The sequence below is a fragment of the Enterobacter wuhouensis genome, assembly GCF_004331265.1.
Taxonomy (GTDB): domain Bacteria; phylum Pseudomonadota; class Gammaproteobacteria; order Enterobacterales; family Enterobacteriaceae; genus Enterobacter; species Enterobacter wuhouensis.
The window spans coordinates 614,577-633,710 of the sequence record NZ_SJOO01000001.1 but is presented as its reverse complement, the minus strand read 5'-3'; the positions used below and the strand labels follow the sequence as shown (position 1 = coordinate 633,710).

The window sequence follows — 19,134 nt, the reverse complement described above, 5'->3', positions numbered from 1 at the left end:
ACACACTCTCTTTGATTTCATCACTACTTAAATTTGCGGAGGTGCCAATGACGTTAAGACGCGCTGAACCCCATGAGGCGGAAATACTCTGGAACGTTCGCAACCAGGCAATCCGATATGGCTGCAAAGCCAGCTACGACGCGGACGTCATTACGCGCTGGACGCCCGAGAAAATGCCGGAACACTATCGCCAGATGGTGATCGAAAATCCCTTTTACGTGGTCGAAGATGTAAACGGCGACATAGCCGCTACCGGCTATCTGGATCTTAAAACCCATTGCATAGAGGCGATATTCACCTTGCCGGAGGCGGGAGGAAAGGGGCTGGCGACGCAGATTATGGAAGCACTGAAACAAGAGGCTCAGGCCCGCGGTATTACGCGACTAATGCTTGATGCAACACCCAACGCTCACGCTTTTTATCAGAAGCAAGGGTTCGTCACGCTGGGTGAAAATGAACATGATTCCCGCATGGCCGGTGCGAAACTACGCTGTTTTGCAATGGCACTTGATTTGTAACCCAGGCTTAATCGCCTGCGTTTGTATCACAGTGTATCGGGTTTCCGGATACCTACACGGGCATACAATAAAGACCTTTTCGCACATATCCGCTATACAAATAAATGGTGTTATATCCCCGTGATTTAAACCCAATCGGAGATAACACCATGTTTAGCAAACTTGCATATTCAGCTCTGGCTTTAACCGTTTCTCTCGGTACCGTAATGTCATGTCAGGCCGAAGCAGCCGGCGCCGATTACGCCGCAGCGTTTAATCAACCTCAGCAGATTAACGCCGGCGATCTCAGCGTCGGATATGTCGATATCGGACCGAAAAATGGCCAGCCGGTGATTCTGCTTCACGGCTGGCCGTATGATATTCACAGCTACGCCGACGTCGCACCCGCGCTGGCGGCTAAAGGCTATCGGGTCATCGTTCCTTCGCTTCGCGGGTACGGCACCACGCGGTTCCTCTCTGCCAAAACGCCGCGCAACGGTCAGCCCTCAGCCATGGCGAAAGATATCGTTAACCTGATGGATGCCCTCAATATTAAGCAGGCCGTTTTCGCAGGGTACGACTGGGGGGCACGCACCGCGGACATCGTCGCGGCGCTCTGGCCTGAGCGCGTAAAATCGCTGGTCTCGGTAAGCGGTTATCTGATCGGCAGCCAGGACATTGGCAAACAGCCGCTGCCGCCGAAAGCGGAGTTGCAGTGGTGGTATCAGTTCTATTTTGCCACCCCGCGCGGTGCTGAAGGCTATGCTAAAAATACCCATGATTTTGCCCGCCTGATCTGGTCCCAGGCGTCGCCGGACTGGAAATTCACCGACGCTACCTTTAACGCCAGCGCTAAATCGCTGGATAATCCGGATCACGTTGCGGTCACGCTCAGCAACTACCGCTGGCGTTTAGGTCTGGAAAAAGGGGAACGCAAATACGACGGCTACGAGCAGAAACTGGCCACGCTGCCGAACATCAGCGTTCCGACCATCACTATCGAAGGCGGAAACAACGGGGCACCACATCCTGCGCCGCAGGCGTATGCGAGTAAGTTCACCGGCAAATATGAACATCGCACCTTTGGGGCTACCGTCGGACATAACCCGCCGCAGGAAGATCCTCAGGACTTTGTCAAAGCGGTTATCGACGCTGATAAACTCTGAAATGTGCTATTTTCAATACGTTACCCCTCATTCAGGAGAGTCCGGTGGAGCATATTGATCATATCCTTGTCGTCGATGACGACAGGGATATCCGTGAACTGGTTGTCGACTATCTCATCAAGTCCGGCTATCACGCGTCCGGGGCGGCAAACGGCAAAGAGATGCGCGCCGTGCTCGACAAACAGCATATCGACCTTGTGGTGCTGGACGTGATGATGCCGGGCGATGACGGGCTTACGCTGTGTCGACAGCTACGCAGCGGCAAGCATAAAGATCTGCCGATCCTGATGCTGACGGCGCGTAACGAAGATACCGATCGCATCCTGGGCCTGGAGATGGGCGCAGACGATTACGTGGTTAAACCGTTTGTTGCCCGCGAGCTGCTCGCACGTATCAAGGCTATTTTGCGACGTTTTCGCACGATGCCGCCTAATCTTCAGGTAACGGAAGCCGGGCGGCTGGTAAGCTTCGGTGAATGGCAGCTGGACACCGTGGCGCGTCATTTAATAGACGGCGAAGGGACAATCGTGGCGCTGAGCGGGGCGGAGTACCGGCTGTTGCGCGTCTTTCTCGATCACCCTCAGCGCGTTCTGACGCGGGATCAGCTTCTCAACCTGACGCAGGGCCGCGATGCCGAGCTGTTTGAACGCTCAATCGATCTGCTGGTGAGCCGCGTTCGCCAGCGTCTGAACGAAGATGCGCGCACGCCTGCCTATATTAAGACCGTGCGCAGCGAAGGTTACGTATTCACCATGCCTGTCACGATAAAAGAGGCCAATGAATGACGCTCTGGCCCCGCTCGTTGCTGGCCCGGCTGCTCATCATCGTTCTTGTTGGGCTATTGCTGGCAAATGCGCTTAGCCTGACGCTGGTGATGGTCGAGCGGATGCGCAGCGCCCGCACGGTGATGCTAGGCAATCTGGAGTACGATGTCGCGACCAGCGTGGCGATCCTCGACAGGCTGCCGGCGAAAGAGCGCGCGGCCTGGCTGGGGCGCCTGGATCGGGGTAACTACCGTTACATTCTTGGTCCCGGCGAGCCGGGGGCGGCGCCGAAGGATAAGCGCTCTCATGATGCGATCCGCACCCTGAAAGAGACGCTCTCGGGAGATTATCCTCTCAGCTTTACCGCCGTTCCCGGACCCTTTTCCCATATTCAGGCCCATCTCACCCTGAGCGACGGCGCGCCGTTAACCATCGATCTGATCCCCCGCATGCCGCCCGTCGCCAGCTGGTTGCCGGTTGTGCTTGTCCTGCAGCTGCTGCTCGTAGCGGCCTGTTCATGGATTGCCGTTCGTCAGGTGGTGCGACCCTTTTCGCTGTTTACCCGCGCGGTGGACTCGCTTGACCCGGCGGCAAATACGCCGATGACGGAGCAGGGGCCCGTAGAGGTTCAGCGGGCAGCGCACGCCTTCAACGCCATGCAGTCGCGTATCCAGTCTTATCTTCGCGAGCGCGCCCAGATCCTGGCCTCGATTTCTCACGACCTGCAAACCCCAATCACCCGGATGAAGCTGCGCGTCGAAATGGCGGATCACCCCGAGCTGCGCGACAAGCTGATGAACGACCTGGACAACATGTCGCGTCTCGTACGCGAGGGCATTGCCTATGCCCGGTCATCAGAATCCCTTGAAGAGACGCCGCTCAGGATGGAGCTAAATGCCTGGGTAAACAGCATTGCCTGTGATTATCAGGATATTGGTAAAAACGTGCAGTTTCAGGCAGGTGAAGCACGATTGCCCATCGTCACTCGTCCGCAGGCGCTCCGCCGGGTGATGACAAACCTGCTGGATAACGCGCTTAAGTTTGGGGATTACGCCATCATTGAGATTGAGGATTCCGATCCCGGGCAGGTCGTTATTCATATTATTGACGGTGGGCCTGGCATACCCGAGGCCGAACTTGACGCCGTCCTGCAGCCGTTCTATCGGGTTGAAACGTCACGCAACCGGGATACCGGGGGCACAGGGCTTGGCCTGGCGATCGCGGCGCAGCTCACCGTACAGCTTGAGGGTAAGCTGCATTTGGCTAACCGTATCGAAGGCGGTCTGGACGTGTCCATCACCTTGCCGCGCCGCTGATTGTACGGTTTTGTATCTGCCTGCCGTGTCGATACGCAGGCAGACAAAACACCCCGTTTTGCACATATCCTGAACATATCCGCGCGTTGAAATGACCTTACTGCAGCTTCGCAGGTAACTTGTCATGTGAGGTTAATATGTTTTTAATAATCGCGTTTTTAGGCGGGATGGTAAGCCTGCTTAGCCCGTGCACGCTTCCCGTTATTCCCCTGCTGTTTGCCGGCTTTCAGGGCCAGCGGCGACATATACTGGCGCTCCTGGTCGGTATGATTGTGATGTTCACGCTGGTAGCCATGGTCGTCACGGCTGCCAGCGAGTGGATCGCCAGCGCCACGATAATAGGGCGTTGGGTGGCGCTTACCATTTTCGCGATTGCCGCGCTGGCGCTTATTTTTCCTCCCTTCGCCCAGCGCATTGCGGGGCCTGCGGTCAGCGCGGGCAATATCCTGAATACCCGCAGCGGGCAAACGCGCGGTATGGGCTCTGCCTTCCTGGCGGGACTGGCCGTCGGATTGCTTTGGTCGCCGTGCGCGGGCCCAATACTGGGCGCCATTTTCAGCATCAATATTGCCGGGCACTCGGCTATCGCCACGGGGGCGCTGCTGGCCGCCTACGGCAGCGGATGTGCCCTGATGCTGGGCCTGCTTATCATGGGAGGCAAAGCGCTGATGGCACCCCTGCGCGCGAAGTCTGCGCTCATGGCAAGGCTGCGTCAGGGCGCGGGGGTTATGATGCTGGCAGCGGTGGTGTTTAACGCTACGGGCATGACGTCGGCAGTAAAAGGGGCCAACGGCGTGGCGGACAGGCTGGAAAATACGCTGCTGAGCCTGACGGAACCGGCTGCGCCTTCGGTGAAGCTCCAGCCGGTGGAGATGCCCGTGACCCGCAGCCAGCTGCCGTCATTAAGCGGAGGTACCGGCTGGATAAACGGTGACCCTGTCACGTCTGAGTCCCTGCGGGGCAAGGTGGTGCTGATCGACTTCTGGACCTGGGACTGTATCAACTGCCAGCACACGCTCCCGCACGTGCGTGAATGGGCGAATAAGTACCAGCCACAGGGCCTTGTGGTCATCGGTGTCCACACGCCGGAATATCCCTGGGAAAAACCGATTTCGTCGGTAAAAAATGCGGTGAACAAATGGCAGTTGCCCTATCGGGTTGTGACGGATAACAACTATCAGATCTGGAATGCATTTGGTAACCAGTACTGGCCTGCACATTACTTTTTCGATGCAAAAGGGCAGCTGCGCTATACCTCGTTTGGCGAAGGAAATGTCGACCAGCAGGAAAAGGTCATTCAACAGCTGCTTAAAGAGGCACGCTCCTGATACTTATTAAAGAACCGCTCAGGGCTGACGTTTAGCGACGATGAACAGCCGTGGAAATGCCAGCAGTATCTGCCCGTTCTCCTGGAGCGGATACTGCTCTTCAAGCAGCTCATGATACCGCCTCAGATAAGCCTCTTGCTCGCTTTGGTTTAGTTCCTTCAGCCATGGCCGCAGCCCCGTGGCGCTCACCCAGTCAATAATCGCCTGGTGTGAACGCATTTTGTGAAAATAGGTTGTCCGCCAGATATCCACGTCGCATCCCGCATCGGTAAGAATATCGTAATAGGCATGCACGCCAGGCAACGGCTCGCGGCCCCGATCGGGATAGCCCTGCTCATAAGCGACCTCGCGCATGGAAACGTGCGTGGGTTCCATCCAGTTATCAGGCATCTGGATCGCCAGAACGCCCCGTAACGTCAGCAAAGAGACAAGATGAGGCAGCAGGTCGTAATGGTCGGGGAGCCACTGAAGAGAGGCGTTGGCATAAATCAGATCCAGCGGGCGGCCCGGCCTGTAGTGGCGAATATCGGCTTCAACAAAGCTGCAGTCAGGCAAATTGCTGCGCGCTTCCGCCAGCATCGCCGGGGAATTATCCACGCCGGTAATGTGCGCGGAAGGCCAGCGTTGCTTTAAGAGGGCGGTGCTGTTGGCCGGCCCGCAGCCTAAATCAACGATGGCGGCGGGCTCGTCCAGCGTGACTCTGGCAAGCAGTTCAACGGCAGGGCGTGTTCGTTCAGCACCGTACTGCAGGTATAGCGAAGGGTTCCAGTCGGCCATAGTGCGTCTCCGTTTGAATACTCCCCAAGAATAGCACAGGCAGACACCTGCGCCGCGGCAGGTCTCTGCGAACGTGAATATTACATAATGCCCTTCAGGGCGACGTGGTAAAGCAGCATAATGGTCTTTCCGTCAACGATTTTGCCCGCTTCAATTCCCTGCAATGCCTCTTCCAGCGTCATTTCCAGTACCGCGATATTTTCACCTTCAGACTTGATTCCGCCCCCCGCATGTAACCGATCCTGCGGATGGTACTCTGCAACATAAAAATAGAGCTTCTCCGTAACGGAGCCCGGGCTCATGTAGGCTTCGAATATCTTTTGAACGTGCGTTACCCTAAAGCCGGTTTCTTCTTCTGCTTCTGCTTTAATGCGGCTTTCAGGCTCCATGTTGTCCAGCAGACCGGCAGCGGCTTCAATGAGGTCATCCTCATGGCCGTTGATAAATACCGGGAAGCGGAACTGGCGGGTCAGGATCACCGTTTTTTTATCGCGGTTATACAGAAGGATTGTGGCTCCGTTGCCCCGGTCGTAAACCTCACGGTCCTGCCGCTGCCATTCACCATCGCGATGACGCTGATCGAAGGTGTATTTTTTGAGGATGTACCAGTTATCCGACAGCGTTTCACTCGCGATGATGCGTATATCTGCGCGTTTCGATTGCACGTTTGTTCCTCCTTACGTAGAGTGATTATCATAAACAGCATTATCGTGCACATTCAAGATAAAACATGCAACATCAGGAATCCATGATGCTCACCAGCCAGCGCAAGCAGTTAATCCTCGAAAAACTCGAGGCGGAAGGTCAGGTCCAGTCGAAAGCGCTCAGCGTTTTCTTTACCGTGTCTGAGGATACGATCCGTCGTGATTTACGTGAGCTGGCGGCAGAAGGGCGCCTACAGCGGGTACACGGCGGGGCGCTGCCGTCTTCTACGGCGATTGCCCCGTTTGCCGAGCGCAAATCGGTAAAAATGGATGCCAAGAAAAAGGTGGCGCGTAAAGGCGCCCAGCTGATTTCTGCAGGTCAGGTGGTCATTATCGACGGTGGCACGACAACGTCCGAGCTTATAACGTTCTTGCCTCCAGATTTACCCATCACCGTGGTTACGCACAGCCCGAGCATTGCTATTGGGCTGGTTGAGCATCCTTCCATTGAGGTGATCCTTATCGGTGGCCGACTGTACAAACACTCCATTGTCACAGTGGGAGCGGCAGCGATTGAGGGAATCGAAAAAATTCATGCCGATCTCTTCTTTATGGGCGTCACCGGCATCCATCCAGAAGCAGGGCTGACCACGGGCGATTTTGAAGAAGCGTGCATCAAACGTGCATTTTCCGGCAGAGCGGCTGAAACCATCGTTCTGGCATCGCCTGAAAAAATTAATACCGCATCGTCCTTTGCCATTGGCGATCTTTCGCTGGTGAATACGCTTGTTGTTGAAAAGGACACCGACGCTGCCTGGATACGCGCCATAGAAGAGAAGGGTGTTTCGGTAGTGAAAACGTCTGAGTCATAACGCACGCGTACCACGGTGGTATTGCCATCCGCAGCGGCATCGTGTCGATGAGATAAAGGTTATCCTGCGCATCGCTTCATATACTCATGATTTGTCTAAAATCAGGACCCATCATGACTGACATTACTGTTTGCGAATATGGCGCCGATCCGACAGCTCAACGGCCATCGACGGCTGCGCTTCAGGAGGCAATTTCTGCCGCCCGGCCCGGTGACAGGGTGATTATCCCCGCTGGGCGTTTTCTTACCGGCTCACTCTTTTTGAAAAGCGGCATAACGCTGCATCTTGAGGCCGACGCGCAGCTGATCGGCAGTCAGGACCTCAGCGATTACCCGACGATCGATACCCGCGTTGCCGGCATCGATATGCGATGGCCCGCGGCAATCATCAATATGATCAACTGCCAGAACGTTAACATAACCGGCGCCGGCGTCATCGACGGGCAGGGCCTGACGTGGTGGCAGCGCTTCTGGGGGGACGATGAGCAAGGTGGTATGGTGGGGGAATACAGTGCCAAAGGCCTGCGCTGGGTCGTGGATTATGACTGCCAGCGTCCGCGTAATATTCTGGTCTACGAAAGCGACAATATTACCCTAAAGGATTTCACCAGCCGTGAATCAGGCTTCTGGAATGTGCACCTGTGTTATTCGCGAGATGTCCAGGTCGCTGGGGTTCAGATCGCCAATTCGGCGGGGCCGAGCACTGACGGTATCGACATAGACTCCTGTGAACGGGTTCGCATTGAGCGCTGTACGGTATCCTGCAATGACGACAATATTTGTATTAAAGCGGGCCGCGGTCTTGAAGCCGCGCAAAAGCTACGCACCGCCAGAGACATTATCATTCGCGATTGTACGCTGAACAAAGGGTCCGGCATTACGCTGGGCAGCGAGACGTCTGGCGGTATCGAGCGCGTAACGATCGAGAAGAACCGTTTTAACGGCACGGGCGTTGGGTTTCGCATTAAGTCGGCCCGCAACCGCGGCGGGTTTATACGCAATATCACCGTCCGGGATCTGCAGCTGGTCGACGTGCGCTTCCCAGTTCTTATCCAGCTAAACTGGTTTCCGCAGTACAGCTACGCCGCCAAAGAGGATCTTTCGGCGAAGCCCGAACACTGGCGCAAGCTCGCCGAAGGTGTCGAAGGAGAGGCTGGCCTCACGGAGGTAAGCCATGTGACGCTGGAAAATATCACTGCCCGCCGTTCAGCCAGTCAGCCTTTTTCACGCGCGTTCTTCATCGAGGGTTATCCGGAGCGGCCTGTACGCGAGTTAGCACTGTCATCAATTTTCGTGGAGGCGAATGAGTTCGGTAAAATATCGGGCGTTGAAGGGCTACGCTTCGACGATGTCTATGTCACCGCAGCGGAAATCACGCGCGATTGTAATGACAGCTACGAGCGCTAAGCCGTGATTTATCCCCACAAGCGGATATAGCTTGCATTATCCGCTTGTGGGGATAATACTCTCATTATCCCTGCAAGAGGATAAGCCCTGGAGAGTGAACGCCATGAAACCACCCATGATTTACAGCCCGACCCAGCTGGCGAATTATATGAAGCTGGTTCGCCAGAAAAATGGCTGGACGCAGGTCGCGCTGGCGAGAAAAATCGGCATCAAGCAAGCCACCGTATCCAATTTCGAAAATAATCCTGATAAGTCGACGCTGACAACCTTCTTTAAGATTTTACAGTCGCTGGGTATGACGATGGCGCTGTATGAAAGCGCTGATGCCATGCTCGACGAGGATACTAACCAACAGGATCTTGACTGGTAATGCCTAAGCTCGTGACGTGGATGAACAATGAACGCGTCGGTGAATTAACAAAGCAGCCGAACGGGGCGCACACGTTTAAATATTCTCGCGACTGGATGGACAATCGCCACGCGCGGCCGTTGTCACTTTCGCTGCCTTTGCAGTTTGGCAATATAACGTCCGATGCCGTGTTCAACTTCTTTGATAATTTGCTGCCCGACAGCCCGGTGGTTCGGGACCGTATTGTGAAACGCTACCGTGCGCGCTCAAAGCAACCCTTTGATTTACTCGCAGAAGTAGGGCGAGACAGCGTGGGTGCCGTGACGTTGCTTCCCGAAGATGAGGATGTCAGCGCGCAACGCTTGACGTGGGAAACGCTGAGCGAGAAAAAGCTGGAAGCCGTTCTGTCCGCGTATAAATCGGATATTCCGTTGGGGATGATTGACGGTGAAAATGATTTTCGCATTTCCGTTGCCGGTGCGCAGGAAAAAACGGCGCTGCTCAAAATGGGAAACACGTGGTGTATTCCCAAAGGTACGACGCCGACAACCCATATCATTAAGCTACCTATTGGCGAGATTAAGCAGCCTAACGCCACGCTGGATCTGAGCGACAGCGTTGATAACGAGTACTTTTGTCTGCAACTGGCAAAAACACTCGGTTTTGACGTGCCGAATGCCGAAATAATCACGGCTGGCGGGATGCGGGCGCTGGCGGTTGAACGCTTTGACAGGCGCTGGAACGCCGATCGCTCCGTATTGTTCCGGCTGCCGCAGGAAGATATGTGCCAGGCCTTCGGGCTGCCGTCGTCACTAAAATATGAATCCGATGGCGGCCCGGGTATTGCGCAGATTATGACGTTTTTACTCGGCTCCAGCGACGCCCTGGGCGATCGTGATAATTTCATGAAGTTTCAGGTTTTTCAGTGGCTTCTGGGGGCGACGGATGGGCATGCAAAAAACTTCTCGGTCTTTATTCAGCCGGGTGGAAGCTATCGTTTAACGCCCTTTTACGACATTATCTCCGCGTTTCCCGTACTCGGCGGAGCCGGTATACACATCAGCGATTTGAAACTGGCAATGAGCCTGAATGCTTCAAAAGGTCGCAAAAGTGCTATTGATAAGATCCAGCCGCGTCATTTGCTGGCCACCGCAAAAGCCGTGAAGTTCCCGCAGGACCGGATGCTGGAAATCCTGAGAGAGCTCGCAGAGAAAGTCCCGCAGTCCCTGCAGGCGGTGAGGGCGTCATTACCGGAGGATTTTTCGCAGAAAGTGGCAGAAACCATTACATCGAATGTGCTCAGACTGCATGCTCGTTTGTCAGGTAGCCTGAGCCAGGACAGGTTTTCGTGAATCACTAAGCCTGAGGGATACTCTCAATGTTGGTATAAATATTCAGCCCAAGCTTTTGGGCGACCACAATATCCATATCCGCGCCCTTGGATGCTCCCGGAATACGGTAGATTGCATCACATTTTGCAATCAGCCTGTGCGCAACGGGATACAGCATCGCTTCACTGATTTCGTCGCCAATTGCTGTCGAACCTGCAGCTTTTGCCAGCGGCAAGGCCAGCCATTCACCGATCACCGGTACATGTCCACGCTGGTAAACCTCAAGCGCGGCGCTTTCCAGCCTTTGCAGATTAGCATCGATTCGTTCCTGAATGCCGTCGGTGCCGCTGCGGTAGGGCCCGGCGATGAGGATCAATTGTTGTGTCATACAGCCTCGCGAAATGTTTATACGGTTATAATGCACGATATAGCACGTAATTGCGTACTCTGCGCTAGCCAGAATCCACCAAAGCATATTAACGTGCAACATTGTGCACATACAAGCAGTTTCATGCGGACTGCTGAGCGCAAAACTATGCTAAAATTTGTACAGTTCACCTTCAGATGCGAGTGAATATGAGCAAGGTCGACACGGTAAGATCCGGCAGGAGAGGGTATTCAGCCTGTTTTTTGTGTTTTATCGCCATGAATAGCTACGCCGAAGAGATAAACCTGTACTCCATTAATACGGGGTCATATGTTTATCACTTAACGAATAATCATGGTCAATACACTGAAAATTTTGAGAATAACTTCTTTTCCGTGGAGAGAAAATTTTCTGAAGATTCGAAAAATAGCGTTGTGCTGGGAACGATGAAGAACAGCTTTAACGACAGATGCCTGGCTGCCGGCGTGCGCCGAGACTGGGTTGGCTGGGAAAACGGCTGGGTATTTAAAGGGATATATGGATACGTCGGCGAGTTTTTCTTCGATGCGTTCAAGGATTGTGGCGATCACGGCTCATATCATGATTTCCAGAAAGTCACAGGCATAGGTTTTTCTCCCTATATTTATCACGGGTTTCAGTACAATTTTACCTCTTACTTTGGCATGGACGTCGGCATTATCATTCCATCTGTTTTTGTCATTACAGCGCAGTGGAGTTTTAGATAAGCACGGGAACCACGGCGTTAAATCTCATCGGTAGCATGACACACGGCTTCAATGTTATGGCCATCAGGCGCAATAACGAATGCGGCATAATAGTGTTCGCCGTAAGGCCGCAGCCCAGGAGCGCCATTATCCTGCGCACCGGCGAGCAAAGCGGCAGTATAAAATTCATCGACCTGATTACGCGTCGCTGCCACAAATGCCAGATGAAGTGGCGCAGGTTTTTCATGCGTCTGAAAAAGGCAAAGCGACACGTTGCCGGAACTCATTTCAACCCCGTAGTCTGGAGCACCTTCATCAATGATGGCGATGCCAAGCGGTTGAAGGGCCTTGAGGAAAAAGGTTTTACTTCTTTCATAATCGCTAACGCCGAACTTAACATGGTCAAACATCGTCAGATCCTAAAAAGCTGATACGTTGGAAAGTAGTATAGAAGCTGATTGGTGGTTTGTGGCTGGGGTGATGAGCATTTCGAGCTAAAAAAGATGAAGCCTCGGTTATCCATGAAATGTCAGATTGGACGCATGATACAGTTAGTGCGCATAATGTATATTATGTTAAATCACCTACTGTGGTAAATAAGTTCATATGACACTCCCACTAACTGATAAATCAATACGTTAGGATTTCTGATCTCCCTCTCGTTTCTTGCATTAGGTACAGAGTACATTCTCTTCATATCCATGATAATTTTGAGGTAAATATTGTGTATTCACTAAAGCAGTTGGTTATCTCAGGCCGTAAAAGGCGATGGATCCTGATGGACTTGGAAACCTCTCTGCCGTTGCTGTATCCCCTTAGGTACCATATTGACCATTTGGCTTTCCGCTCATTGTCCACACAGTCAGCTTCACTTCAATCTGTGAAGTTTTTTTACGAATTCTGGAGGCAAAAGTATGGTGTCTCGTTTTGCTACAGCTTCTATTCATCTGACCACAATCCAGACATTGCTGTCGGTGAAATGCCCGCATTTTGGATGTATCTAGAAAATGGCCACAACGTCCAGTCAAATGTGTTGTCTTTAACGAGAATCACAAAAGCCAATAGCTTAACTCATACAGTTAGAGTTCGTGCTGTGATCCATTTCATTTCTTTTTTGATTAACACCTACATATCACCTGCATACCGGGATGACTCTCCCAAAGCATTATCACTTTTGGCTTCGCGTTTACACACCCGTTTACAGCTTTGCCGGGAGAATTATCGAACGCTTACATCAAACAAATTTTCGCAACATAGTCACAGCAGCCAAGGATTTCAGAGTTTGTCTGGGGCAATGGTGCTCAGCCTGTATGGAATAATAACCCCCTCTTCTGCCCAAAAGCATAACCCGCTAAATCCTTTCCCTTCCGGGCATCTTCAGTTCCGCAATTTTTTGATTATTCGTCTGTTGTTAAATTATGGTTTACGAACAGGTGAGCTATTGTTGTTAGAGTGCAGCTCAATTAAACCTAATTTAAAAGGTGATAAGTTTAGTTTGATTGTGACAACTGTCGACGAGGCATACGAACCAAGAAAGAATGCGCCATCTCTCAAAAATGCATGGGCTAATCGTGTGTTGGAGCTCGATAAGCAGGATTATATTTTTTTAAGCATTTATATAGCAAAGCTTCGACCAAAAACTGATAAACACGATTTCATCTTTACATCGAGTCAACAGTCAGCGAAGCCTTTGTCCTACACATCAGTTCATTCTATTTTTTCGAAAATAGATCAGGTCTTCACTAACCAATATCCAGAGTACAAATCACCGTTGTACTCTGACTCGTTGCAACGATTGACTCCGCATACAACCCGACATACTTGGGCCTTTTTGACATTGCAAAAAATATGGCATTTAAAATATTTGAAAAGCCAGCAAAATAAAACACACTTTATTGCTGAAGTCCCTTCCCTCTCAGGGATAATGGAAGAAGCCAAAGATGAACTACGACTGATGGGGGGATGGAGTCCGACAAGTCAAATGCCTGATCTATATGCAAAACGTTTCCTGTCTGAGCAGGCTAATGCTGCCAATGTCCAACGAATTATTCAAGACAATGCAGCGCTACATAATACGTTAGATACTATAATGGATAGATATAACGATGACATCATTTGATAATGCATTAAAATCTGACGAAGGGAACTCAGTTTACCCTCCTGATTTAGCTAAGGCTATCTTTGAACTCGATATTCCTGATCGAATTTATCTAAAAACGGCAATGGAGTTTGATGATAAATATATTGTTAACAAAGGAAATAAATGGACTTTCGATTATTCAGGCAGTCGGCGATATCTTGTTTTCAATCAAGATTATATCTCAAATAAATTAAACAAGTATATCTGTTTCAAATATGCATCGACGAGATTTCCAACCAAACTTCCAGCGTTGCACCTTGATTGGAGGAATATCATTTCATATTGTCGAGAACATGGTGGGTTTTCGCTTGGTACGCTCCGATTATTTATCGAAAAAGAGGATATTGATAATGCTACTTTTTATTCCGTGTTATTCGGATTAAAAATACTTTGTGCTGAAACATTCCCAGGTTTCAATCTTGAAGATTACGATGATCTTGAGTTCGTCCCTCGACCGTATCTCGAACATTGGGGGGTTTACCAAGAAATCGATAATATTCTTGACCCTCTTGAAAAAAACATGATTTGCAATGGACTGTTTGAAATGGCTTCGTTGTTACGCGATGGCAAAAGTTTCAGTCACAGCGAAGTGCGCAATGCAGCTATCCTTGGGTTGGCTTATGTAACGGGTGCACGCCCAGTACAACTCGCTAGGCTGGCGGTCAAAGATGTTCGTATCGATACACGAAATCAGGAATCTGGTCTGATTCGATACAGTGTTTTTTTACCATATGCTAAACAAAGACGAGTGACGACAGAGCGGTTATTTCTGGCGATCCCCCCAGAAATTGGGGAGTTAATTATGAACTATACCGTGAGATACAAGAAAAACCCCGAAGATAAACTATTCGATTTCAGCGTTTCAGCTCCGCATTATGTGTCTCAGGCAATTAATCAGGCAATCCTAAATTTCTGTCCTCCTGAATATCAAGCCGCCGTAGCATGTGGCGAAGCTGCATTGCCCACAATTACACCCACTGATTTACGCCACAATGTTGGGCACTCTTTGGCGATGCAAGGTGCTAGCGCTGAAGAGATAGCACATGTACTGGGGCACACCTCTCTTGCCGTAGCTAAATACTACATTATGGCAACTCCCGCGTTGGCCTTGATCCGTGCTAAAGCGCTTGGGTCGAATCCCGTTTGGCAAAATATGGTGGCTATGATGCTCACTGGGGAACTGGTCGACTCAGCACATTGGAAAGGCCATCCAGTGGTGGGACTCGTTGGTGACGAGTTGCATGATAAAATTGGTGGTTGCTCCAGGAACAGTAGTACATGCCCTTTCAGCGAAGTGCGTTCTTGTTACGGCTGTCTGTATTATCGCCCTTTTACGGATGGTGAACATCAGGCTCTACTTGAATGCGTCAAAAAAGAAGTCGATGAACTAATCGCTATTTCAGACGGTGTAGGTAATTCCCGAAATCCGCTCATTTTAATCCATGAAACCACACAGTTTGAAATTGAGTCTGTTATCGCCCGCTGCCGTTTTCATCAGGAACAGGTGAAGTCCAATGAAAAATCACTTTGAGCATTTTCAGGCTTTTATTGAAGAGCAAAAAAAATGGTTCGAACAGCACCTGTCTGCTGATTTTGCCCAAACATGGAATGATCATATCTGGGTAAGTGGTAACCAGGGAAGTGGATGGTTGCGAGGGAACGGCAGAAATACATTACGTTTTGATGAGATGAACAGATTCAAAGGTATTGTAGAACATCTGCCCATCGACAAAGAATATAGTCAGTTCATGAAAGCTATGCTGGTAGTGGTTTACCGACAGGGAAATAGGAGTATGTCGCCAGCGGTGGCAAAGGCAACTTTGATGATTCTGAAACGATGGTACCATGCGATGCTTTATGAGACAGGACAGACCCATCCATCTTACCTGAGCACAGTTGTCATTCAACGAGCGATGGATCTTCTCAGTAGCGTTTCATCTCCTAGTGACCCCAATACAGCTAACTATAAAGGGCGGTGCGTTAGCCTTCAAAAATTGGTCAATCACTTCACATTTACGTTGGTTAAACTGCAATACAACTCTGATGTGAAGTATACCAACAAAACCAACTTGACCCGCAAAGCCCGGGAAACCATGGCGCTGAAACAGCAGGCCAAGCTGTCTGATACCACTACCGATGGTGAAGATGCGTTGATTACCATTCGCGGATTTCTGAACATAGTTGCATTAATCCAGCGGGTGGAAAGTGATGCTGAGAAAATCGCGTTAAATTGCCTGTTGTTATTGGTTATTACCGGCTTTCGCTCCATTGAAGCGTTTAATCTCAGACAGGATGCCCTGTTTAAACGCCAGATTGATGATCCGGCAATCTGCAAACGATTTCAGGACAAGGGATTACCCGATTATTTTCTTGGTATCCGTTATGTTGGTGTCAAAGGTGCTGGGGAGCGAACGCATTGGGTAGAACCGCTGGCAGTACCGCTGGTCGAGAGTATATTCAGTACCGTTAAAATGTTGACCGCACCAATACGCAGCCATCTTACCTATCTACGGGCAAAATCTTTTGCTGATTACCTGCCACAGGCCATCAGCAACATGCCCGGTGAACGAGTCGAACTGGACGATGTGGTGAAGTACATCACCCAAACTACCTCAAGTTTTCGGGGCCGGGCAGGACAACGGGACAAAACATCCAAAGCCCTTAGCAAAAGAGGTGTGCTGCCCGTTCAAGAAATACCAGGCCCGAAAAACAGCAAATCTATCTATTATTCCAAGACTGCTCTCAATCATTACATTAAGACCGAATTTGGCCTGGCGAATGCCAACGAACCCTGTACACACGCCTGGATGGAAAATGGCAAACGCTACCAAGTTAACTACGAGGATCTGCTATTTCTACACGAGAAGGGTTCGCTGGCATTGAAGCGCACACTGGCTTTGCTGGCTACACCGATACCCTTCACTAACACACTTATGAATAAATTCTTAGGCAACGTTGAGCCTGATGGATCAGTATTCAGCAAATATCAATTACTGGAGGAGGATGGCACCTCGACGCGGATGCGTACCCACATTCCCCGGCACAACATCAATACCTTTCTTGCTATTGCGGATATCTCTGACCACTTACAGGCAATGTTGATGGGTCGAGTGGACATCACGCAGAATCAGCATTATCAACATCTGGCGCTTGCAGAACGGCGAAAAGCCGCCTCGTTGGTGCCCTTGCAGCCGATTTCGACAGCACTAACTGTCTCGCCCTCTTCGTCCTCCATTGCTACGCCACTGGATATCGTCAAACGGACCGGCCAACTGGCGGTCACGGAACACATGACTTTGGACAATACCATCAAAGCCAACCTGCATACTTTTGACGATCGGAATGATGTAGCCAGGTTTGTCGAGGCGTCATTTGCTAACGGCCTCTTTGAAGATGTTGCTGCCGCCTTTGAAGAAATCCGCGACGCAGAAGGACCAGAGCAAGCCTCTGACATGGTGGCAAGACATGCCGTGCTGTATCCGCTGAAATTTGGCTCCTGTATGCGGGAAGTTAACCTCTGGGGATGTCCTTATCGACTGAAATGCCAGAGTGCTGCCTTTTGTGAACATTTCACGCTGACAGGCCGGATAGATGAGCTACCAAATCTGATTGCCAAAAAACAGGCTTTACAGCAAGCACATTCGAAGTTGACCCAACTTACTCAACATCAGCCTGATTACCAGACCAGACTGGCCGACATCGAACGACGGTTACAGCAACTCGAGGCAATACAAGCACAATGGCATCGTCGTGCCAAGACTCAACAACTGGTTGCTGCTGAGAGTGTGTTGTCTGGTGGAGTAATCACCGAGGGCAAAGTCCGTACACTGGCCCAGCTTTTTGCACTTGAATACCAACAATTGATGCAGGAGAATGATTGATGCGCGGCAAGGAACTGAACACACTGATTGAGCACGAATTACAACTGATGCTGGTTGAAGGCTTTGACAAGTCCCCTATTTCCGCCAAGGCCCTGCATATTAGGCTCAAGGCAAAAGGTATCGTTAACGGTGGTTTAAGTACGCTGAGCAGCCTAGAGCGTAAACGCCTAATTGCTGCCTATGTTGACCAGCAACTTGGCCCATTGAATCTACGCCCAAAAGAAAAACAGCAATACGTCAACCGCAAAACCCGTCAGGCTTTGCTGGCCAGAAACCAGCAGTTGCAGGCTGAAGTAAGTGAATTGCGAGACCAATTAGCGCAAAATACCCTTTCGTTGATAGAAATTGTCAAAGCGGTAAAAATCAATTCGGTTATACCGGTGGAAAGCCTGTTGGCCAACCATATGATTCGGGAACTACATAAGTCGTCATAATTCTGGCATCTGAAGGTCCGCTATGAGCGAAAAACGGACCTTCAAATCCGAACCGGTTTAATTGATTAACCTTGGCTGTCAGTCAACCCATCGTTAGCATGAATCCGATCGAAAATTCCTTATCGCATTTTTTACAAATACGCAGTGGCAAGAAAGATAGACTCTGGCTCGTGACAAGTAGAGTTGTTCATTTGTATAAAGAGACTTCGCCTTCAGGACGCGTTTTGAACCTGCGATGCATCCACAGGTATTGCTCAGGAGCACGGAGAATTTCACGCTCGATGATCTTGTTCATATAAGCCGCTGCGGCGATCTTGTCTTCCCCTGGATAGCCTGACAACGGATTGCTGATATACATGTGATAACCTTTTTTATCGCTACGTCGAATCATGCTAAGTGTGATCAAGTCTGCACCAGCGAGTTTTGACAAAGCATACGTTCCGTTCGTCGTGGCTGCTTTTTTTACCGAGAAAAAAGGTGCAAAAACGCTTCCTTTAGACCCATAATCCTGGTCTGGTGCAAACCAAACGGCCTCACCTGCTTTTAGCGCATGAACAAAACCTGATAAATTACGTCGATTAATCATAGCCTTATTTGAACGCATACGCCCTTTTGTCTGTACCCATTCCATTAATGGATCATTGTGTGGGCGATACGTTGCGATCATAGGATGGCATAACCCCATTACTCTTCCACACAACTCAAGGGATATAAAATGAATCCCGACGACCATTACTCCTCTTGTCGCACCGGTCAGGTTTTCAAGCCCTTCGACATCAAACCATTTTTTGACTCTCGCATCGCTCCAGAACCAGGCCATTCCTGTTTCCATCAGTCCCAGCCCGAGAGAAACAAAGTTTTTATTGACCATCTGGCTCCGGGCAAACGGTGTCATCTCGGGAAAGCACAGTTCGATATTTCTAATCGCAATCCGTTCCCGGCGTTTCAGAAAGGGTCTGGATATTTTTCCAAGGCCAGAGCCCAGAATATGTAAAACCGGGTAAGGAAGTTGAACGAGAAGCCACAGCAGACCCAAACCAGACCAGGTAAGCCAGTGGCGAGGATGAAGTAAATTATGAGTAAAAGTCTGTGCCATAAATTTCCTTAATGCTAATGAAGGTTATAACGCAAAAGGAA

Annotated in this window: 19 protein-coding genes; 14 read left to right on the top strand and 5 right to left on the bottom strand. The window is 50.6% G+C overall.

The window, feature by feature from the left end; genetic code table 11:
* Positions 1-47: 47 nt before the first annotated feature.
* The 5 genes from E0L20_RS03165 (at position 48) to E0L20_RS03145 (ending at position 5,071) form a co-directional block, all read left to right on the top strand.
* Positions 48-518 (top strand): GNAT family N-acetyltransferase, encoded by a 471-nt coding sequence (locus E0L20_RS03165; protein WP_131632645.1) that lies wholly within the window; start codon positions 48-50, stop codon positions 516-518.
* A gap of 149 nt (positions 519-667) precedes the next feature.
* Positions 668-1,663, top strand: a complete 996-nt coding sequence (locus E0L20_RS03160; protein ID WP_131632644.1) for an alpha/beta fold hydrolase — start codon at positions 668-670, stop codon at positions 1,661-1,663.
* 44 nt (positions 1,664-1,707) lie between these two features.
* Entirely contained in the window at positions 1,708-2,448 is a 741-nt protein-coding gene (locus tag E0L20_RS03155) for a response regulator (protein ID WP_131632643.1), read from the top strand.
* Complete coding sequence (locus E0L20_RS03150; protein WP_131632642.1) at positions 2,445-3,743, top strand: sensor histidine kinase; 1,299 nt, start codon at positions 2,445-2,447, stop codon at positions 3,741-3,743. Before E0L20_RS03155 ends, E0L20_RS03150 begins: the two co-directional genes overlap by 4 nt.
* A 137-nt stretch (positions 3,744-3,880) precedes the next feature.
* Positions 3,881-5,071, top strand: coding sequence for a cytochrome c biogenesis protein/redoxin (locus E0L20_RS03145; RefSeq protein WP_131632641.1), 1,191 nt, complete (start codon positions 3,881-3,883; stop codon positions 5,069-5,071).
* An 18-nt stretch (positions 5,072-5,089) separates the two neighbouring features.
* Here the strand turns inward: E0L20_RS03145 and tam are convergent, their stop codons facing one another.
* Positions 5,090-5,848, bottom strand: coding sequence for a trans-aconitate 2-methyltransferase (gene tam / locus E0L20_RS03140; protein ID WP_131632640.1), 759 nt, complete (start codon positions 5,846-5,848; stop codon positions 5,090-5,092).
* Between the two features lie 80 nt (positions 5,849-5,928).
* Positions 5,929-6,513, bottom strand: coding sequence for an NUDIX hydrolase (locus E0L20_RS03135; RefSeq protein ID WP_131632639.1), 585 nt, complete (start codon positions 6,511-6,513; stop codon positions 5,929-5,931).
* An 86-nt stretch (positions 6,514-6,599) separates the two neighbouring features.
* Between E0L20_RS03135 and E0L20_RS03130 the strand changes: the two genes are divergently transcribed.
* The 4 genes from E0L20_RS03130 to E0L20_RS03115 all read left to right on the top strand — a co-directional run bounded on the left by E0L20_RS03130 (position 6,600) and on the right by E0L20_RS03115 (position 10,471).
* Positions 6,600-7,364 carry a DeoR/GlpR family DNA-binding transcription regulator gene (locus E0L20_RS03130; RefSeq protein WP_131632808.1) on the top strand — a complete coding sequence of 255 codons (765 nt, stop codon included), beginning with the start codon at positions 6,600-6,602 and terminating at the stop codon, positions 7,362-7,364.
* 113 nt (positions 7,365-7,477) lie between these two features.
* Positions 7,478-8,770, top strand: a complete 1,293-nt coding sequence (locus tag E0L20_RS03125; RefSeq protein ID WP_131632638.1) for a glycoside hydrolase family 28 protein — start codon at positions 7,478-7,480, stop codon at positions 8,768-8,770.
* A gap of 103 nt (positions 8,771-8,873) precedes the next feature.
* Positions 8,874-9,140, top strand: coding sequence for a type II toxin-antitoxin system antitoxin HipB (gene hipB / locus E0L20_RS03120; RefSeq protein ID WP_131632637.1), 267 nt, complete (start codon positions 8,874-8,876; stop codon positions 9,138-9,140).
* On the top strand, positions 9,140-10,471 hold the full coding sequence (locus tag E0L20_RS03115; protein WP_131632636.1) for a type II toxin-antitoxin system HipA family toxin: 1,332 nt from the start codon (positions 9,140-9,142) through the stop codon (positions 10,469-10,471). Before hipB ends, E0L20_RS03115 begins: the two co-directional genes overlap by 1 nt.
* 4 nt (positions 10,472-10,475) lie before the next feature.
* Here E0L20_RS03115 and E0L20_RS03110 read toward each other — a convergent pair whose 3' ends face one another.
* The gene (locus tag E0L20_RS03110; protein ID WP_131632635.1) at positions 10,476-10,838 is read right to left on the bottom strand and encodes a TIR domain-containing protein; all 363 of its coding nucleotides are present in this window, start codon (positions 10,836-10,838) and stop codon (positions 10,476-10,478) included.
* Between the two features lie 257 nt (positions 10,839-11,095).
* Here E0L20_RS03110 and E0L20_RS03105 point away from each other — a divergent pair, with 257 nt between their 5' ends.
* The gene (locus tag E0L20_RS03105) at positions 11,096-11,563 is read left to right on the top strand and encodes a hypothetical protein (RefSeq protein ID WP_131632807.1); all 468 of its coding nucleotides are present in this window, start codon (positions 11,096-11,098) and stop codon (positions 11,561-11,563) included.
* Between the two features lie 17 nt (positions 11,564-11,580).
* Here E0L20_RS03105 and E0L20_RS03100 read toward each other — a convergent pair whose 3' ends face one another.
* Positions 11,581-11,952 carry a VOC family protein gene (locus tag E0L20_RS03100; protein ID WP_131632634.1) on the bottom strand — a complete coding sequence of 124 codons (372 nt, stop codon included), beginning with the start codon at positions 11,950-11,952 and terminating at the stop codon, positions 11,581-11,583.
* Between the two features lie 368 nt (positions 11,953-12,320).
* Between E0L20_RS03100 and E0L20_RS03095 the strand changes: the two genes are divergently transcribed.
* The 4 genes from E0L20_RS03095 to E0L20_RS03080 are packed head-to-tail and all read left to right on the top strand — an operon-like array spanning position 12,321 to position 17,997.
* Positions 12,321-13,661 carry a site-specific integrase gene (locus E0L20_RS03095; protein WP_129897327.1) on the top strand — a complete coding sequence of 447 codons (1,341 nt, stop codon included), beginning with the start codon at positions 12,321-12,323 and terminating at the stop codon, positions 13,659-13,661.
* On the top strand, positions 13,648-15,213 hold the full coding sequence (locus tag E0L20_RS03090) for a site-specific integrase (protein ID WP_000200283.1): 1,566 nt from the start codon (positions 13,648-13,650) through the stop codon (positions 15,211-15,213). Before E0L20_RS03095 ends, E0L20_RS03090 begins: the two co-directional genes overlap by 14 nt.
* Positions 15,197-17,563, top strand: coding sequence for a hypothetical protein (locus E0L20_RS03085; protein WP_131632633.1), 2,367 nt, complete (start codon positions 15,197-15,199; stop codon positions 17,561-17,563). Before E0L20_RS03090 ends, E0L20_RS03085 begins: the two co-directional genes overlap by 17 nt.
* On the top strand, positions 17,563-17,997 hold the full coding sequence (locus E0L20_RS03080) for a hypothetical protein (protein WP_001214175.1): 435 nt from the start codon (positions 17,563-17,565) through the stop codon (positions 17,995-17,997). The genes E0L20_RS03085 and E0L20_RS03080 overlap by 1 nt, the downstream gene beginning before the upstream one ends.
* A 187-nt stretch (positions 17,998-18,184) precedes the next feature.
* Here E0L20_RS03080 and lpxP read toward each other — a convergent pair whose 3' ends face one another.
* Positions 18,185-19,093: a kdo(2)-lipid IV(A) palmitoleoyltransferase gene (lpxP, locus tag E0L20_RS03075; protein ID WP_097338260.1), complete on the bottom strand. Its 909-nt coding sequence runs from the start codon at positions 19,091-19,093 to the stop codon at positions 18,185-18,187.
* Positions 19,094-19,134 lie beyond the last annotated feature (41 nt).

Coding starts and splice junctions, on each gene's coding strand:
- E0L20_RS03105 (WP_131632807.1), top strand. CDS start 11,096: ATGAATAGCTACGCCGAAGAGATAAACCTGTACTCCATTAATACGGGG.
- E0L20_RS03110 (WP_131632635.1), bottom strand. CDS start 10,838: ATGACACAACAATTGATCCTCATCGCCGGGCCCTACCGCAGCGGCACC.
- E0L20_RS03100 (WP_131632634.1), bottom strand. CDS start 11,952: ATGTTTGACCATGTTAAGTTCGGCGTTAGCGATTATGAAAGAAGTAAA.
- E0L20_RS03095 (WP_129897327.1), top strand. CDS start 12,321: ATGGACTTGGAAACCTCTCTGCCGTTGCTGTATCCCCTTAGGTACCAT.
- lpxP (WP_097338260.1), bottom strand. CDS start 19,093: ATGGCACAGACTTTTACTCATAATTTACTTCATCCTCGCCACTGGCTT.
- hipB (WP_131632637.1), top strand. CDS start 8,874: ATGAAACCACCCATGATTTACAGCCCGACCCAGCTGGCGAATTATATG.
- E0L20_RS03160 (WP_131632644.1), top strand. CDS start 668: ATGTTTAGCAAACTTGCATATTCAGCTCTGGCTTTAACCGTTTCTCTC.
- E0L20_RS03115 (WP_131632636.1), top strand. CDS start 9,140: ATGCCTAAGCTCGTGACGTGGATGAACAATGAACGCGTCGGTGAATTA.
- E0L20_RS03145 (WP_131632641.1), top strand. CDS start 3,881: ATGTTTTTAATAATCGCGTTTTTAGGCGGGATGGTAAGCCTGCTTAGC.
- E0L20_RS03085 (WP_131632633.1), top strand. CDS start 15,197: ATGAAAAATCACTTTGAGCATTTTCAGGCTTTTATTGAAGAGCAAAAA.
- E0L20_RS03080 (WP_001214175.1), top strand. CDS start 17,563: ATGCGCGGCAAGGAACTGAACACACTGATTGAGCACGAATTACAACTG.
- E0L20_RS03165 (WP_131632645.1), top strand. CDS start 48: ATGACGTTAAGACGCGCTGAACCCCATGAGGCGGAAATACTCTGGAAC.
- tam (WP_131632640.1), bottom strand. CDS start 5,848: ATGGCCGACTGGAACCCTTCGCTATACCTGCAGTACGGTGCTGAACGA.
- E0L20_RS03090 (WP_000200283.1), top strand. CDS start 13,648: ATGACATCATTTGATAATGCATTAAAATCTGACGAAGGGAACTCAGTT.
- E0L20_RS03130 (WP_131632808.1), top strand. CDS start 6,600: ATGCTCACCAGCCAGCGCAAGCAGTTAATCCTCGAAAAACTCGAGGCG.
- E0L20_RS03125 (WP_131632638.1), top strand. CDS start 7,478: ATGACTGACATTACTGTTTGCGAATATGGCGCCGATCCGACAGCTCAA.
- E0L20_RS03150 (WP_131632642.1), top strand. CDS start 2,445: ATGACGCTCTGGCCCCGCTCGTTGCTGGCCCGGCTGCTCATCATCGTT.